This is a genomic window from Megalodesulfovibrio paquesii (genome assembly GCF_054653055.1).
Map to the genome: position 1 here is coordinate 86,016 of NZ_BAAIGQ010000006.1, position 16,154 is coordinate 102,169.

General features: G+C 65.3%; 15 protein-coding genes and 1 pseudogene. 12 read left to right on the forward strand and 4 right to left on the reverse strand.

What is annotated here, in order from left to right:
* Positions 1-732, forward strand: a complete 732-nt coding sequence (locus ACYQ00_RS13235; protein ID WP_460032614.1) for a DUF599 domain-containing protein — start codon at positions 1-3, stop codon at positions 730-732.
* An 8-nt stretch (positions 733-740) separates the two neighbouring features.
* Here the strand turns inward: ACYQ00_RS13235 and ACYQ00_RS13240 are convergent, their stop codons facing one another.
* Complete coding sequence (locus tag ACYQ00_RS13240) at positions 741-1,904, reverse strand: PAS domain-containing sensor histidine kinase (RefSeq protein WP_460032615.1); 1,164 nt, start codon at positions 1,902-1,904, stop codon at positions 741-743.
* A gap of 250 nt (positions 1,905-2,154) precedes the next feature.
* Here ACYQ00_RS13240 and ACYQ00_RS13245 point away from each other — a divergent pair, with 250 nt between their 5' ends.
* From ACYQ00_RS13245 to ACYQ00_RS13265, 5 genes are read left to right on the forward strand one after another with little or no spacing between them, the layout of a single operon-like run.
* Positions 2,155-2,343 (forward strand): ferredoxin family protein, encoded by a 189-nt coding sequence (locus tag ACYQ00_RS13245; RefSeq protein WP_460032616.1) that lies wholly within the window; start codon positions 2,155-2,157, stop codon positions 2,341-2,343.
* Positions 2,344-2,359: 16 nt separating this feature from the next.
* Positions 2,360-3,133 (forward strand): YkgJ family cysteine cluster protein, encoded by a 774-nt coding sequence (locus tag ACYQ00_RS13250; RefSeq protein ID WP_460032617.1) that lies wholly within the window; start codon positions 2,360-2,362, stop codon positions 3,131-3,133.
* Positions 3,117-3,494, forward strand: a complete 378-nt coding sequence (locus ACYQ00_RS13255; RefSeq protein WP_460032618.1) for a hypothetical protein — start codon at positions 3,117-3,119, stop codon at positions 3,492-3,494. Before ACYQ00_RS13250 ends, ACYQ00_RS13255 begins: the two co-directional genes overlap by 17 nt.
* A complete protein-coding gene (locus ACYQ00_RS13260) occupies positions 3,484-4,122 on the forward strand; it encodes a tetratricopeptide repeat protein (protein WP_460032619.1) in 639 nt (212 codons plus the stop codon). Before ACYQ00_RS13255 ends, ACYQ00_RS13260 begins: the two co-directional genes overlap by 11 nt.
* 2 nt (positions 4,123-4,124) lie before the next feature.
* Positions 4,125-4,847, forward strand: a complete 723-nt coding sequence (locus tag ACYQ00_RS13265) for a DVU0298 family protein (RefSeq protein ID WP_460032620.1) — start codon at positions 4,125-4,127, stop codon at positions 4,845-4,847.
* A 144-nt stretch (positions 4,848-4,991) separates the two neighbouring features.
* Here the strand turns inward: ACYQ00_RS13265 and hypE are convergent.
* Positions 4,992-6,025: pseudogene (hypE, locus tag ACYQ00_RS13270) on the reverse strand (hydrogenase expression/formation protein HypE).
* A 199-nt stretch (positions 6,026-6,224) separates the two neighbouring features.
* On the reverse strand, positions 6,225-7,343 hold the full coding sequence (gene hypD / locus ACYQ00_RS13275; protein ID WP_460032621.1) for a hydrogenase formation protein HypD: 1,119 nt from the start codon (positions 7,341-7,343) through the stop codon (positions 6,225-6,227).
* Positions 7,344-7,441: 98 nt separating this feature from the next.
* On the opposite strand from hypD, the gene ACYQ00_RS13280 reads away from it, so the two are divergent.
* The 6 genes from ACYQ00_RS13280 (at position 7,442) to ACYQ00_RS13305 (ending at position 13,367) form a co-directional block, all read left to right on the forward strand.
* Positions 7,442-8,332 (forward strand): DMT family transporter, encoded by an 891-nt coding sequence (locus ACYQ00_RS13280; protein ID WP_460032622.1) that lies wholly within the window; start codon positions 7,442-7,444, stop codon positions 8,330-8,332.
* An 85-nt stretch (positions 8,333-8,417) separates the two neighbouring features.
* Positions 8,418-9,179 carry an ABC transporter ATP-binding protein gene (locus ACYQ00_RS13285; RefSeq protein WP_460032623.1) on the forward strand — a complete coding sequence of 254 codons (762 nt, stop codon included), beginning with the start codon at positions 8,418-8,420 and terminating at the stop codon, positions 9,177-9,179.
* Between the two features lie 63 nt (positions 9,180-9,242).
* A complete protein-coding gene (locus ACYQ00_RS13290; RefSeq protein WP_460032624.1) occupies positions 9,243-10,367 on the forward strand; it encodes a branched-chain amino acid ABC transporter substrate-binding protein in 1,125 nt (374 codons plus the stop codon).
* An 81-nt stretch (positions 10,368-10,448) separates the two neighbouring features.
* On the forward strand, positions 10,449-11,366 hold the full coding sequence (locus ACYQ00_RS13295) for a branched-chain amino acid ABC transporter permease (RefSeq protein ID WP_460032625.1): 918 nt from the start codon (positions 10,449-10,451) through the stop codon (positions 11,364-11,366).
* Complete coding sequence (locus ACYQ00_RS13300; protein ID WP_460032626.1) at positions 11,350-12,600, forward strand: ABC transporter permease subunit; 1,251 nt, start codon at positions 11,350-11,352, stop codon at positions 12,598-12,600. The genes ACYQ00_RS13295 and ACYQ00_RS13300 overlap by 17 nt, the downstream gene beginning before the upstream one ends.
* A complete protein-coding gene (locus tag ACYQ00_RS13305; protein WP_460032627.1) occupies positions 12,600-13,367 on the forward strand; it encodes an ABC transporter ATP-binding protein in 768 nt (255 codons plus the stop codon). The genes ACYQ00_RS13300 and ACYQ00_RS13305 overlap by 1 nt, the downstream gene beginning before the upstream one ends.
* Before the next feature lie 149 nt (positions 13,368-13,516).
* On the opposite strand, the gene ACYQ00_RS13310 is transcribed toward ACYQ00_RS13305, so the two are convergent.
* The gene (locus ACYQ00_RS13310; RefSeq protein ID WP_460032628.1) at positions 13,517-16,060 is read right to left on the reverse strand and encodes a carbamoyltransferase HypF; all 2,544 of its coding nucleotides are present in this window, start codon (positions 16,058-16,060) and stop codon (positions 13,517-13,519) included.
* Positions 16,061-16,154: the final 94 nt, after the last annotated feature.

Sequence of the window (16,154 nt, forward strand, 5' to 3'; positions counted from 1 at the left end):
ATGCACCCCATCCTTGCCGCCCACTTGCCGGATCTGGCGTGCCTTGTCGTCGCGGTGGCCCTGTACGCAGGCTACCGCGGCTTTTTGCGCAGAAAGCTCAAGGGTGACCCGCTCTACACCATGCAGGCCTACACGGAAATGGCCCGCAAGGTCTGGGTGGCCAACATCATGCGCGGCGGCAAGGACATCCTGGCCGTGCAGACCCTGCGTAACTCCACCATGGCCGCCACGTTTCTGGCCTCCACAGCCATCCTCATGGCCGTGGGCGTGCTGTCCATGGCCAGCCAGTCCGGCCGTCTGGTCCAGACCTGGCACTTCCTCACCACCATAGACACCACGGACCAGAGCCTCTTCGGCTTCAAGCTGCTGTTGCTGATTGTGGATTTGTTCGGAGCCTTCTTCAGCTTTTCCATGTCTGTCCGGTTGTACAATCATTTGGGATTCCTGGTGAACATTCCCAATGAGGACCGGACCCTGCCCGCGGCCATGGAGTTTGCCGCCCTGGAGCTGAACCGGGCCGCCCGGCACTTTCACAACGGGCTGCGGGCCTATTACTTCATGATGCCCCTCTTGTTCTGGCTGTGGGGCTCGGCCATGCTGCTGGTGGCCACGGTGGGCATGCTTGTCGTCATGTACTGGCTGGACCGGACCCCCCGGGTGCGCCACGCGTGCCGCGACTGCCCCGAAGCCATGCCCCGGCAGCCCGACAACGAGAGCACGCTTGCGGATTAACCGGCGGGTTAACTGTATTGCAGGGCAGAGGCCACCCCGGCAGGAAGTTCGATTTCGAATCGCGTGCCCGGGGCAATGGGACGGGTGGTCACCCGCAGGGTGCCTTTGAGCTGGCAGGTCAGCAGCCGGACGATGACGAAGCCCAGGGAATCGGTCTGGGTGATATCCAGGCTGGTGGGCAGGCCCACGCCGTCGTCGGTGACCGTGAGCAGAGCGGTGCCCACATCGCTGGGCAGGAAGGAGAGCAGCACCGTGCCATGATCGCGACCGGCAAAGGCGTGGATCATGGCGTTGGTGACCAGCTCGTTGATGATCAGCCCGCAGGGAATGGCCTTTTCGATGGTCAGGCCGATGGCGCAGTGGGTCACCTTGACGTTCAGTGTCCGGCCGCGCACGCGATAGACCTGGGCCAGATGGGTGGCCAGATCTTCCATGTATTCGCAGAAGTTCACCGTGGCCAGGTCGTCGGAACCATAGAGCCGCTCGTGCACCGAGGCGATGGTCCGGATGCGGTTCTGGCTTTCCTTGAGCAGGGCTACGTCGTCAGGATCTTTGAAAAAGTGTGATTGCACAGACAGGAAGCTGGAAACGACCTGCAGATTGTTCTTGACCCGGTGATGCACCTCGCGCAGCAGCAGTTCTTTTTCTTTGAGTGAGGCATTGAGCTTGGTTTCCACAGCCATGCGCTCGGAGGCGTCCCGGGCGATGGCCACGCCGTAGGGGCGGCCTTCAAAGGTCTGGAGCTGAAACCGCACGTCCACAGGCAGCGGCGGCACGGTGTCGCAGGACACCCGGCAGAGCATGGAGGTCTGGCGGTTCTGGGGCATGCCCAGGAGCTGGGCGCCGTCTTCCGGGGCCATGAGCTCGCAAAGCCCGCGTTGCAACAGGTTGTGTTTGTCCAGCCCGGTCATGGCGCAGGCTGCCTGGTTGCAGTCGATGACGGCCATGGTTTCCGGATCCAGCAGGAAGATGGCGTCCTGCACCTGATCAAGCAGACAGCGGAAGCGTTCCAGAGCACGCAGATGCTCGTGCAGCTGGGAGTCGCGGGCATCGTCCTGGGAATCGGGGCGCAGGGGGGGCGAGGAGGCGGGGCGTTCCTGGCGCGCACATCGCGTGCCGGCCCGGGGGGCCATCTCGTGTGGGTGGATGCTGGAATCGGAGCCTTGCGGCACGGCTTCCCTCCTGGGGGTATCGATGCCGGCCCTGCACCATGCGCATTGAGCCGACGAGCCCCGTTGCTGCTGGGGGACATTCCTAGTCCAGAAGTTAGGCAAAGGCAAACAGTTCCGGTGGGCTCCCGGGGCATGTTTCAATTTGTACAGCATTGTCGAGGAGATGTGTCACCTTGACAGGCTCTTTGCCAGTGACTAGGTACAACATTCCTGGCTAAAAGTCGTATTCCACAAGGGCGGACTGCAATTCATGGGCTATCGCGTGCTGGTTGATCTGGAACGTTGCGAGGGCAGCGGCGAATGCGTGGAGGTCTGCCCGGTGGGTGTTTTTTCGTTGCAAGACGAACACGCCGTGGCCGAGCATCCGGAAGAATGCCTGGGCTGCGAATCGTGTGTGGAGCTGTGCGAGTCCGGGGCCATCGTCATCGAGGAACTATAACGAACAGGGACAATTGATGGATTTTACTCCGTTTTTTGCAAAGTATGAGGCGTTGGTGGCCGAGGCGGACGCGGCCTTCCGGGCTGTGGCCCAGCGCGAGCCCGAGGCCGTGCAGTGCGGCGAGGGCTGCTCGGACTGCTGCCACGCCTTGTTCGACCTGACGCTCATCGAGGCGATGTATCTCAATCATCACTTCAATCGCCTGTTCCAGGGCGCGGCCCGCTCCAGGATTCTGGAACGCGCGGACAAGGCCGACCGGGAAAACCATCTCTTCAAGCGCAAGATTTTCAAGGCCTCCGAAGATGGCGCCTCGGCCATGGACATCCTGAACGAGGTGGCCCGCCAGCGCATCCGCTGTCCGCTCCTCAATGAGGAAGACCGCTGCGATCTCTATGCCTTCCGTCCCGTCACCTGCCGCGTTTATGGCGCCCCCGTGGCCATCGGCGGCCAGGCCTCCAGCTGCGGCAAATCCGGCTTTCAGAAGGGCGGCAGCTACCCCACCGTGAATATGGACCGCCTCCAGGAGCGCCTGCTCATGCTCAGCCAGGAGTTGGTGGACGCCATGGATACCAAGTTCGCCCGTCTGGCCGAAATCCTGGCCCCGGTCTCCATGGTGTTGATGAACACCTATGATAACGAGTACCTGGGCATCAAGGCGCAACAGGGCTGCGGCGATGGCTGCGACTCCTACAACTGGACCCTGGGCGCCGGCCAGCGCGGTGCGGCCGCGGCGGACGCCTTTGGCGCGGCCCCTGCTCCGGGCAAGGGAGAAGATGATGGCCAAGGCTGAAGTCGTCCGCCTCTCCCCGGAAGAGGAACTGGAGCAGAAACGGGCCATTTACGACAAAATGAGCCCGCGCCGGCGCAAGTGGATCGATAAAATCGGCTTTGACAAGTGGGATCCATTCCAGACACCCAAGGATCCCATCGATATCCGCAAGGACATCACCAACCGCACCCCCCAGGAGCTGGCGACCATGTTCCTGCGTTCGCGCGAGGATCATGAAACTTACGGCGAGCAGTACGCCTCCGGCGCGCTGGAAATGGCCGTGGGGCTGTTGCGGCGCGACCCGCGCTACCTGGGCATGTTCTATTACTCCCAATGGTACCAGGCGCTCCTGGACAAGGAAGGCAAAACCTATGACGACTGACGCCCCCCAGCAGACCCTCGAAGGCTACATCGCCGAGCAGAAAGCCCGTCTGGAGGCCAACCCCCAGTGCGGCGTGACCCACTACAACCTGGGCGTGGCCCTGCTTTCCCGCGGGGATTACCTGGAAGCCGAGCGCGAATTCCGTGAAGCCGTGACCCATTCCCCCACCCTGGTGGAAGCCTATGTCCAGCTCGGCGGGCTGGCCATGCGCAGCGGCGATCTGGAAGGCTGCCTCAACTATAACAAAATGGCGGCCGAAGGCCGGCCCATGTTCGCCACTCCCCAGGGGAACATCGGCTTTGTGTACATGCAGATGGGCCAGCCCTCCAAGGCCGCCCGGGCCCTGGAACGCGCCGTGAAGCTGGACCCCAACTTCATTCAGGCCCTGGCCACCCTGGGCAACGCCTACCTGATGGAAGGCGACCTGGAGCGCGCCGAAAAGGTCCTGCGGCAGGCCCTGGAAAAGGAACCTCTCTTTGGCCCGGCCTGGAACAATCTGGCCCTGGTCATGCTGGAAGCCGGCCAGCCGGCCAAGGCCGTGGAATATGCGGACAAGGCCCTGGAAACCGGCTTTGATGTCCGGCCCGAGCTGCTCAAGGAGCTGGAACCGCACCGCACGGCGGCCTAGGCATGGCCGGCCGTCGCCTGAAGGCCGAACTCAAGGCGCTGCTCCAGCAGGACGACTGGCACGAGCGGCTCCAGGCACAGCTGCGCGGCGACTCCGGAGGTTCGGAATCGCCAGCCAAAAGTTGCCTGGGGCCGCTTTTCTCTTTTCTGCTGCTGGATGGCGTCATCCGCTGGCGGGCGGCCATGGCTGTTGGCATGGCGGTGGCCCGGCTCTGCGAGGACAAGTCTGCCGGCGGCATCGAGGCCGCGCGGGACATCCTGCGCCGGCTGATGTGGAACCTGAACGAGGAGAGCGGCAACGTGGCCTGGGGCGCGCCCGAGGCCATGGCCGAATGCCTCGTGCAGCACCAAAAGCTGGCCGAGGAATTCCACAACATCCTCATATCTTACATTGATGACACCATCGACCACGGCCTGTGGCTGGAATTGCCCCTGCTGCGCCGTGGTGCGGTCTGGGGCGTGGCCCGGTTGTGCTGCGCCCGGCCCGAACTCATGGCCCGCGCCGGCGCGCCCCTGCTGGCCGCGTTGCAGGACACGGAAGACGCCGAAATTCCCGGCCTGGCCGCCTGGGGGCTGGGCTGCCTGGGTCTGCAGGAAGCCCGTCCGGCACTGGAGGCGCTTGCCGCCAGCACCGCACCCGTGGCCTTGGCCCTGGATGGTGTAATGACGCAGACCACCGTCGGCGTTCTGGCTCATCAGGCCCTTGCCGCCCTGGAAAGGTCGTAACCCTGCCCTGGCGCGGGGCAGGCTGTATGCCTGCTGCGCCGTGCGAGTCTGGCCCATCAGGCAAGTCTGACCAGTGAAATGAGTCTTGCAATCGCGGGGGAGGGATGTTTCCGGAAACACCTCTCCCCCGCGCTGTGTGCAGGATCAGCAAATACGCGGCAGCTGCTCGCCTTCCAGCATGCCCAGCAGGCGACGGCCGCCAAGGGGCGTGCGCAGCAGGACCTGCCCGGCGCGGGTTTTGCCGCCAGTGTCCTGCGTGGGGGCCTGGATGGTCCCGATGCGCGCGGCATTGCCCCCCAGGGGATGGGCCTTGAGCAGGGCCAGGGCCTGTTCGGCGTCCGCCTCGGGCACCACGCACAACAGCTTGCCCTCATTGGCCAGATACAGCGGATCCAGGCCCAGAAAGCTGCAGCCTGCGGCCACGGCCGGGTGCACGGGGATGGCCGCCTCTTCCACCTCCACCACCACGCCGGACTGGCTGGCGATTTCATTGAGCGTGGTAGCCAGGCCGCCGCGGGTGGGGTCGCGCAGGGTATGCACATCGGGCAGGCTGGTGACGAGGGATTCGATCACGCCGTTCAGGGAGGCGCAGTCACTGACGATGGGCGTCTCAAAGGCCAGCCCCTGGCGGGTGGAGAGGATGGCCAGGCCATGGTCGCCCATGGTCCCGGAAAGCAGCACCACGTCGCCGGGCCGGGCGCGATGGCCAGAGGGGGCGGGGTCCACCAGGATTTCGCCGATGCCCGTGGTGGTGATGAAGATCTTGTCCAACGCGCCCTTGGGGCGACCTTGGTATCTCCGGCCACAATTTGCACGCCGGCCTCGCGCGCGGCCTGGCCCATGGCCGCGACGATGGTTTCCAGCACGTCCATCTCCAGCCCTTCCTCCAGGATGAAGCCGGCCGTCAGGTACCGCGGGCGCGCGCCGAGCATGGCCACGTCATTCACCGTGCCGTGCACGGCCAGGGAGCCGATGTTGCCTCCGGGGAAGATGATGGGATCGACGATGAACCCGTCCGTGGACATGGCCACCGGGCCGGAGAGCTGCAGCCGGGCGGCGTCGTCCATCACGGCCAGGACAGGATTGTCAAAATGCTTCAGAAACAGGTCGGCCACCAGTCGTTGCGAGGCCCGGCCGCCAGAGCCGGCATCGAGGAGCAGACGGGAAGAAGCGGTCATGAGGGAATCCTTTTGAAAGAAGGGGCGAGGAGGAAGCCCTTTGGGAAAGGGTTCTCCCCTCGCGCTCCCCTTTTCTGAACTTTTTTATTGCTCTTCTTCGTTACACAAATCATTCTGGTAACACCCCCTGACAAAAGTCTTTGGAAAGGGGGGCCTGTGGGGGGAGCACCTTTCTCCAGAAAGGTGCTCCCCCCAGCGCTTACACGTCCGCATGATACTTGAAATACGCCGCGCAGCTGCCCTCGGTGGAGACCATGCAGGGCCCCACGGGGTTGGCCGGGGTGCAGGCCTTCTTGAAAAGCGGGCACTGGTCCGGACGGATTTTGCCCTTGAGCACATCACCGCATTTGCAGCCGGGCAGGGTGCGGGGTTCGGGCATGGTCAGGCCAAGGACGCGCATGGCGTCCTGGTCGGCGTAAGCCTCGGCAATGGCCAGGCCGGACCGGGGGATGACGCCCAGCCCCCGCCAGCGGGCGTCCACCACGGTAAAGACCTCGTCCATGACCGCCCGGGCCTTGGGGTTGCCCTCTTCGCTCACTGCGCGGGGGTAGTCGTTGACAATTTCGGCAACCCCGCCCTGGCGGATGGCGTTGCGCTGGCGGGCCAGGGTCAGCAGGGCCGCCAGGATGTCCAGCGGCTCGAAGCCAGCCACCACGGCGGGGATGTGGTACTCCCGCGCAATGAACTGATACGGCGCCAAGCCCAGCACCAGGGAAACATGGCCGGGGAGCATGAAGGCATCCACGCGGGCGCTGTTGTCATCCAGCAGGGCTTTGAGGGCCGGCGGGACGAGCTTGTGCATGGACAGAACCAGAAAATTCCTGAGCCCCTGGGCCTTGGCCATCTGCATGGTGGCGGCGATGGCCGGGGCTGTGGTCTCGAACCCCACGCCGAGGAAGACGACCTGCTTGTCCGGATTGGCGCGGGCGAGATCCAGGGCATCAAAGGGGGCGTAGACCACCTCCACCCGCGCGCCCTCGGCCTGGGCGGTCTTGAGGCTGCGGCCCTGCAGGCCGGGCACGCGCATCAGATCCCCAAACGTGGCCACAATGGCGTCGGGCCGGGCGGCAATTTGCAGAAACAACTCCACTTCCTGCTCGTGGGTCACACAAACCGGGCAGCCCGGCCCGGAAAGGTGAATGACCGTCTCGGGCAGGATGGAATGAATGCCGCTGCGGAAAATCGATACGGTGTGCGTGCCGCAGACTTCCATGAAGGTCAGGGGCTCGGCGCATTCGCGTTCAATGGCCTGAACCAGGGAGCGGGCCAGGGCCGGATCGCTGAAGGCCTTGGAGAAATCGAAGAACGGCTGCTCCACGATGTCATCCTTGGTGGGAGGTGGCTGGGAGGAGGCGACCCTACCACCCGCGCCGCCGCTTGCCAAGGCGGCACCAGAGGGAATAGACCGCATGGATCATGCAGGAAATCGACGGGAAAAATCCACGCCGGGCCATGGCCTTCGGGCTGGCCACGGTCCTGTGCTGGTCCACGGTGGCCACGGCCTTCAAATTGACGCTCAAAGTGCTGGACCCGCCGCAACTGCTCTTGTACGCAGCGTTTTTTTCCACCGTCTCCCTGCTGGCGCTGTTGGCGGTCCAGGGGCGCTGGCGCGTGTTCGTGGAGGCGCTTGCCCGACACCCCTGGCGCTCGCTGGCGCTTGGAAGCATCAACCCGCTTCTCTATTATCTGGTGTTGTTTGAGGCGTATGCGCGCTTGCCGGCCCAGGTGGCCCAGCCCGTGAATTACACCTGGGCTATCACTCTTTCGATTCTCGCCGCGGTATTTCTCGGACAGCGGCTGCGCAGGCAGGACCTGCTGGCCGCGGCCGTGGCCTACGCCGGCGTGGTGGTGCTGTCCATGCAGGGCGGCTGGGACGGCTGGGGGCGCGTGGACCCGTTGGGACTGGCCCTGGCCCTGGGCTCCACGCTGATCTGGGCCGGGTACTGGATTCTGGCGGCGTCAGACAAGCGCGACCCCGTGGCTGCCCTGGCGGCGAACTTCTGCATGAGCCTGCCGGGCTGCCTGCTGGCCTGTATCATCCTCTCCTCGCCAAGTCCCGAGGGTTGGCAGGGGATCGCCGGCGCGGCCTACATCGGCTGCCTGGAAATGGGGCTGACCTTCGCGCTCTGGGTCACGGCCCTGCGGCTGGCAAGCAGTGCGGCGCAGGTCTCGTTGTTGATCTTCCTTTCCCCACCTGTTTCCCTGCTGTTGATTCACGTTTTCCTGGGGGAAACGATCCATGAGAGCACCTTCCTCGGGTTGGGGCTGGTGCTGGGGGGATTGGGCCTGCAACGGCTTGGGAAATAAACACAGAACATTTTGCCTGTTTTCACAATATTGTCATTGTTGCGACTTGCCTTCTCGGGTGACGATTGTGTATGTTCGGCCTTCCATGGCACTCCTGCAACTACACGATGTGAGCGTCCGCTTCGGCGGGCTGCAAGCCCTCAGCCGGGCATCTTTTTCGTTGGAGGAAGGGGAGATTCTCGGGCTCATCGGCCCCAACGGCGCGGGGAAAACGACCATTTTCAATGTCGTCACCGGCGTCTACAAGCCTTCCGACGGCGACGTGCGCTACGCCGGGCAAAGCCTGCTGGGGCTGCGGCCCTACCAGCGGCTGGCCAAGGGCATTGCGCGGACCTTTCAGAACATCCGCCTGTTCACGGCCATGACGGCCCTGGAGAACGTCATGGTGGCCCAGCACTGCCGGGCCTCGTCCGGGGTGCTGGGGGCCATCCTGCGCCTGCCCGGCCAGCGCCGGGAAGAGCGCCGCATCCGGGACAAGGCCTTGGCCGCCCTGGCTTTTGTGGGCATGGACCAGTACGCCGACGAGGTGGCCCGCAATCTCCCATACGGCCTGCAGCGCCGGCTGGAAATTGCCCGGGCCCTGGGCAGCGAGCCGCGGACCATCCTGCTTGACGAGCCTGCGGCCGGTCTTAACCCATCAGAGTCAAAGGATTTGATGGAAACCATCCGCCGTATCGCCGCCACGGGCGTGAACGTGCTGCTGGTGGAGCACGACATGAGCGTGGTTATGAACCTTTCGCACCGCGTGGTGGTGCTGGACCACGGCGAAATCATCTGCGCCGGCCTTCCTGAAGAAGTCCAGCGCGACCAACGAGTGGTGGAAGCCTATCTGGGCGCGACCGTCTGACGACACGGCGACCGGATCAGGCGTGTGGCATCATTAACATTTCTTTGCAGGAGGATGTGTTCCATGCGCATTTCCCGTCTCGTCGTGCTGGCCATGGCCCTGTGCCTGGGCACGGCCCAGCTGGCCTGGGCCGAAACCCTCAAGGTCGGCTCCCTCTCGCCCCTGACCGGCCCCTATGCCGCCGATGGCAATGACATTGCCAATGGCGTGCGCGCCGCCATCAAGGTGGTCATGGCCGATGGCGGCCTGCCCGGCTTCGACAAGATCGAGCTGATGGCCGAAGACAGCGCCTGCGACCCCCGCCAGGCCGTGGCCGCCGCCAACAAGCTGATCAACTCCAAGGTGGTGGGTGTCATTGGTGCGTACTGCTCTTCTGCCACCATCCCCGCCTCCGAGGTGCTGGCCGAAGAGGACATCCCCATGCTGACCCCGGCCTCCACCAGCGAAAAAGTGACCGAACGCGGCCTCAAGCACATGTGGCGCGTGTGCGGTCGTGACGATGACCAATCCAAGGCCGCCATGAAGTTCATTCAGGACAACCTGAAGGCCAAGACCGTGTTTATCGTGGACGACAAGACCACCTACTCCCAGGGCCTGGCCGACAACGTGGCCAAGTTGGCCGAAGCCGCCGGCCTCAAGGTCTCCCGCGACCACGTGAATGAAGGCGACAAGGACTTCAGCGCCGTGCTGACCAAGATCAAGGCCGCCAAGCCAGACGTCTTTTACATGAGCCTGCAGAACAGCGCCTCCGGGGCCCTCATGCTCATCCAGGCCAAGCGCGCCGGCATCGAAGCGGCCATCATCGGCCAGGACGCCGTGTACCATCCGCAGCTCATGGAAATCGCCAAGGACGCTGCCGAAGGCATGTATCTGACCTTCGGGTTCATTGATGACAAATCCGAGTCCTACAAGAAATTCCTGGCGGCCTACGAAGAGTTCGGCACCCCCGGCGCCTACTCCGGCTATGCCTATGACTCTGCCACCACCCTCTTCAAGGCCATCAAGGCCGCCGGCGGCACCGACCCCGCCAAGCTGCGCGCCGAAATCCTGAAGCTCGACTTCCAGGGCGCCACCAAGAAGATCAAGTTCACCGAAAATGGTGACTCCGGCTCCAACTACGTCATCCGTCAGGTCAAGGGCGGCCAGTTCATCAACTACTGGGATCCCTCCACCGGCAAGAACTACTAGGCCTGCTGCATCGCGAAGGGGATGCCGCCCGGCCGCGGCATCCCCTTCGACCTCCGCCCACCCTTGCAACAGCCAGGATCCATGGACTACTTTCTCCAGCAATTCATCAACGGCCTGACCCTCGGCGGCGTCTACGCCCTGGTGGCGTTGGGCTATACCATGGTCTACGGCATCATCCAGCTCATTAACTTTGCCCACGGCGAGTTCTTTGCCGCCGGCGGGTACATGGGCGTGATTCTGCTCTCCTTCCTGGCCTCCCAGGGCTACATGGAGACGCATCCCTGGCTCTGCCTGGGCGTGGCCCTCTTCCTTTCCATGGGCTATTGCGCCATGCTGGCCATGGCCGTGGAAAAGGTGGCCTACAAGCCCCTGCGCAGCTCCACCCGCCTCTCCGTGCTGCTCTCGGCCCTGGGCATGAGCATTTTTCTGCAGAACGGTCTCATGCTTACCCAGGGCGTGTACGACAAGGCCTACCCCACAGAGTTCACCCATGGTTCCATCAGTCTGGGGCCGGTGACTGTCAGCCTGATGCAGGTGCTGATCCTCGGCCTGACCGTGGCCCTGCTGCTGACCCTGAATTTCGTCGTCTTCAAGACCAAGCTCGGCAAGGCCATGCGCGCCACCTCCATGGACAAGACCATGAGCGCGCTTTCGGGCATTGACGCCGACCGTATCATCAGCGTCACCTTCGCCATTGGCGCGGCCCTGGCTGCGGCGGCGGGCATTCTTGTGGGTCTGTACTATGGCTCCGTGCGGTACGACATGGGCTTTGTCCCCGGCATCAAGGCCTTTTCCGCCGCCGTGCTCGGTGGCATCGGCAACCTGTACGGCGCCATGCTCGGCGGTTTCCTTATCGGCATGGTGGAGATTCTGGCCGCGGCCTACATCCCCCACGGCGGGGAATACAAGGACGTCTTCGCCTTCATCATCCTTATCGCCGTGCTCTATTTCCGCCCCACGGGCATCATGGGAGAGAACGTTAATGACGCCCGGGTCTGATCAGTCTGGCAACACCCGCTCGCCGCACCTGCGGCTCTGGCTGGGCCTGGCCGTGGGCCTGGGCTGGTTCGCGCTGCTGCTCTTCCCCCTGCTGGGCATCACCCCCGAAGGCTTGCGGTTCGAGAGCACCCTGAAGGTGCTCGGCCCTGTTGCCGCCGCCGGGGTGGGCATTGTGGGGCTGGTGGCCCTGGCCCGGCTCAAGGCGGCTGCCGGGGTGCGCCAGACCGCCGGCGTGGCGCGTGCCTCGCTGCTTGCCGGCCTGTCCCGGGTGCCCACCGCGGTCTGGATCGCCCTTCTGGCCGCCGGTCTGGCCGTGTACCCGCAGTTCGTGGGCCGCTATGGCGTGGACGTGGCCGTGAACGTGCTGGTGTACGTCTGCCTGGGCCTGGGGCTGAATGTGGTTGTGGGCCTGTGCGGCCTGCTGGATTTGGGCTACATCGCCTTCTACGGCGTGGGCGCGTACACGTATGCCATCCTGGCCACGCAGTTTGGCGTCTCGTTCTGGATCTGCCTGCCCATCGCCGCCGTGCTGGCCGCCCTGGCCGGGGCCTGCATCGGCTACCCCACCCTGCGCATGCGCGGGGACTATCTGGCCATCGTCACCCTGGGGTTTGGCGAGATCATCCGCATTGTCATCAACAACTGGATGAGCCTGACCAACGGTCCCAACGGCATCATCAGCATCCCCCCGCCCGGCTTTTATCTCCCGGTCTTTGACGGTGGCCTGTCCTTTGAGCACATCCTGTTGCGCAAGCTGGACGCCATGTACTATGTGGTCCTGGTCCTGGCCACGGTGACGATTCTGGCCGTGAAACGCCTGAATTTCTCGCGCATCGGCCGGGCCTGGGAAGCCATCCGCGAAGACGAAACCGCGGCCGAGCTCATGGGGGTGGACACCTTCCGCTTCAAACTCCTGGCCTATGCCATGGGCGCGCTCTTTGGCGGGCTGGCCGGGGCCTTCTTTGCCGCGCGGATGAAGTCCGTGGCCCCGAACAGCTTCTCCTTCATCGAATCCGCCCTGGTACTGGCCATGGTGGTGCTGGGCGGGCTGGGCTCCATCCCCGGCATCGTCCTCGGGGCCCTGGCCCTGGTGGCCCTGCCGGAAGTGTTCCGCGAGTTTGAACAATACCGAATGCTTGTTTTTGGGGGGGCCATGGCGGTGATGATGCTCGTCCGGCCGCAGGGGCTCATCCCGGCCTCGCGCATGGGCAAACGCGGGGAGGATGAGGCGTGATGATGACCAGCCCCGTGTCAGCAAGTCCTGCGTCTGCCAGCCCCGCCGCGCGCGCGCCCCTGCTGGAACTCTCCGGGGTGGATGCCAGCTACGGCCGTATCCAGGCCCTGAAGGGCGTTTCCCTGAAGATTTTTCCCGGCGAGATCGTGACCATCATCGGAGCCAACGGGGCCGGCAAATCCACCACGTTGATGACCATTTGCGGCGTGGTCAAGGCCACGGCCGGAACCATTGTCTACGATGGCCAGGCCATCCGCGGCGTGCCCCCGCACAGGCTGCCCAAACGGGGGCTGATTCAGGTGCCCGAGGGCCGGCGGATTTTCCCGCGCCTCACCGTCCTGGAAAATCTGGACATGGGGGCCTACCTGCGCAGTGATACCGACCAGATCCGTGCCGATCAGGAAATGGTCTTCGAGCTCTTCCCCAAGCTCAAGGAGCGCGCCCATCAGCACGGCGGCACCCTCTCCGGCGGGGAGCAGCAGATGCTGGCCATCGCCCGGGCGCTCATGGGCCGGCCGACCCTGTTGCTGCTGGACGAACCCTCCCTGGGCCTCTCACCCCTCTTCGCCAAGCACATCTTCCAGATCATCCGCACCGTGAACGCCGAGCGCGGCATGGCCATCCTGCTGGTGGAGCAAAACGCCAACATCGCCCTGCAAATGGCCCACCGCGGCTACGTGCTGGAAACCGGCCGCGTGGTGCTGGAAGACGACGCCCAGGCCCTGCTGCACAACGCGGATATCCGAAAGGCGTATCTGGGCGAGTAAGAGAAGAGAACGGCAGGAAGGAAGCGGGGGAACTGAGTTCCCCCGGGCCCCCTCCAATTAGTTTGAGCGGCTGGTCCCTTCGCAGACGAAGGGACCAGCCGCTCGAATATTATCAGGGGGTCCAGGGGGGATTATCCCCTTGGTTTTTTTCAGGCCATTCTTCCCACCTGCCTTCTGCCCCACGCCGCCTGCCCCAGGGCGATGCAGGCGTCGCCGGGGGGGAGCTGACGGTGCAGCAGGGGGGTGAGCCCCCGGCCGGCCAGGGCGGTGGCCAGGGCGGCGGGCAATTCGCGGTGCAGGGTCAGGTTCAACAGGCAGCCGCCGGAGAGGCCCACGTGGGTCACACCGTGCAGGGCGGACAGACGGGCCGCAAGGTCGGCCAGTCCGGCAATCAGGCCACGGTGGAAGCGCCGGGCGATGATACTGACGTGTGTGTGGCGGCGCAGATCCTCCAGGGCCGCGGCGAAGAGGGCGTGGGTGTCGAGCTGCCAGGGTGTGATGCCGTCGAGGACGGGGCAGGGGTAGGCCCCGGCGGCGGCGTGGTCCTGGCATTGTTCCAGGAGTACGGCGGCCTGGCCCTCGTAAGTGGCGCGATGGCAGAGGCCCAGGAGCCCGGCCAGGGCATCGAAGAGCCGGCCGCAGCTGGAGCTGGAAGGGGAGTTCAGGCCGGTGCGCAGGAGCTGGGGCAGGAAGGCTGCGGCGGGCTGGAGGTCTGGCGGCAGGGGCACGGGCAGGTCGTCGGGGCGCTGCAGGCCGAGTTCCCAGGCGTAGCTCATGGCCATGCGCCAGGGCTCGCGGGCCGCGGCCTCGCCGCCGGGCAGGCGCACGGGCCGCAGGTGGGCCAGACGGGTCCAGTCGCCGTTGGTGGTGTCGGCCAGGATGGCTTCGCCGCCCCAGACCGCGCCGGCTTCGCCCAGGCCGGTCCCGGCTTCGCCCAGGCCGGTCCCGGCTTCGCCCAGGCCGGTCCCGGCTGCGCCAAGGCCGGTCCCGGCTGCGCCAAGGCCGGTACCGTCCAGGGCCAGTACCAACGCCCGGCCGTGGAAGGCGTGCTCGGCCAGGACGCTGAAGGCGTGGGCCGCGTGGTGTTGCAGGGCCAGCACAGGCAGCGCAAGGCGTGCGCCGGTGTCGCGAGCCCAGCGGGAGGTCAGGAAGTCCGGGTGCAGGTCATGGACGATGGCCACAGGGGAGACGCGCAGCAGCCGCTGCAGGTGCGCGGCCATCTCCTCGAAAAAATGGAAGGTTTCCAGATTCTCCAGGTCGCCCAGGTGCTGGGAGACAAAGGCCTGATCGCCCTTGGTCAGGCAGAGGGTGGCCTTGAGCTCCGGGCCGACGCCCAGCACGCAGGGCGCGGCGGGGCCGTGTGCATCCAGCTGGATGGGCGAGGGCGTGAAGCCGCGGGCCCGGCGCAGGAAGAGCAGCCGCCGCGGCGGCTCGGGCGGCGGGGGCGTGTCCGGATCGCAGGATGTCTCGGGCATGACCTGCGGCACCGGCCAGGCATCCTCCGGGGGCACGCGCACGACGGAATCGTCCACGCGGACGAGGATATCCCGGTCGTGGAGCAAAAACAGGTCGGCCATGTCCGAGAGCCGCTCCAGGGCTTCCCGGTTCCCCAGGCAGATGGGCTCGCCGCCGGGGTTGCCGGAGGTCATGACCAGGGCCGGGGTAGAATCGGTCATTTTTTCAAGATGATGGAACAGAACATATTGCAGCGGCGCGCAGGGCAGCATGAGCCCCAGGGTGTCCAGCCCCGGGGCGAGGGACGGGGCGATTCGCGCGTCTGGTCGCAGGCGGCAGAGCACGATGGGCCGTTCAAGGGCCGTCAGCAGGGCGGCCTCGGCGTCGGACACGGTCACCAGCTGCCGGGCTGCGGCCAGATCCGCGACCATCACGGCCAGGGGTTTGTGTGGCCGATGCTTGCGGGTGCGCAGGAGGGCCACCACCGTTTCATTGCGGGCATCGCAGGCCAGGTGGAAGCCGCCCAGGCCCTTCATGGCCACGATCCTGCCCGCGGCCAGGGCTTCGGCGGCAGTGCGGATGGCCGCATCCCCTTCGGCCAGTCGAGGGGCATCCGAAGTTTCCTGCAGCCAGACCGTGGGGCCGCAGTCGGAGCAGGCCACGGGCTGGGCGTGAAAGCGGCGGTCCGCGGGGTCATCGTATTCGCGGCGGCAGGTGGGGCAGAAGGGGAAGCAGGCCATGGTGGTAGCCGGCCGATCGTAAGGGATGTCGCGGGTGATGGTGTAGCGCGGCCCGCAGTTGGTGCAGTTGATGAAGGGGTGCAGGTGGCGGCGGTCGGCAGGGTCGAAGAGCTCGGCCAGGCAGTCGTCGCAGGTGGCCACGTCCGGGCTGACCAGCACCGCATGCCCCTTGCCGGCCGTGCTTTTGCGGATGAGGAAGGTGTCCTCGCCGGGCAGCGGGTCGATATCCTCCCCGCAGCAGGCTGTGATCCGGGCCAGGGGCGGGGCCTGGGGGACGAGCGCCCGGCAGAAGGCCCGCACGGCATCCGGTGGTCCCTGGACTTCCACCACCACGCCTTCGGGCGCGTTCAGGGTGCAACCGACCAGCCCATGCGCCCGGGCCAGCCGGTACAGATACGGGCGAAAGCCCACGCCCTGCACCTGACCGCCGACGATCAGGCGACGGCGGACCTGCGGTGCCTCTGCACAAGAGCGCTGCGGGAGGGAAGCCGTGTTCATGGGGTGTTTCTGTACAGGGATTCCCTGCTGCTGGGAATGAAATTTACCTAACCTTATCCTGCCCGGCGGGTTGCCGTTCTGGACAGGCGCGGGC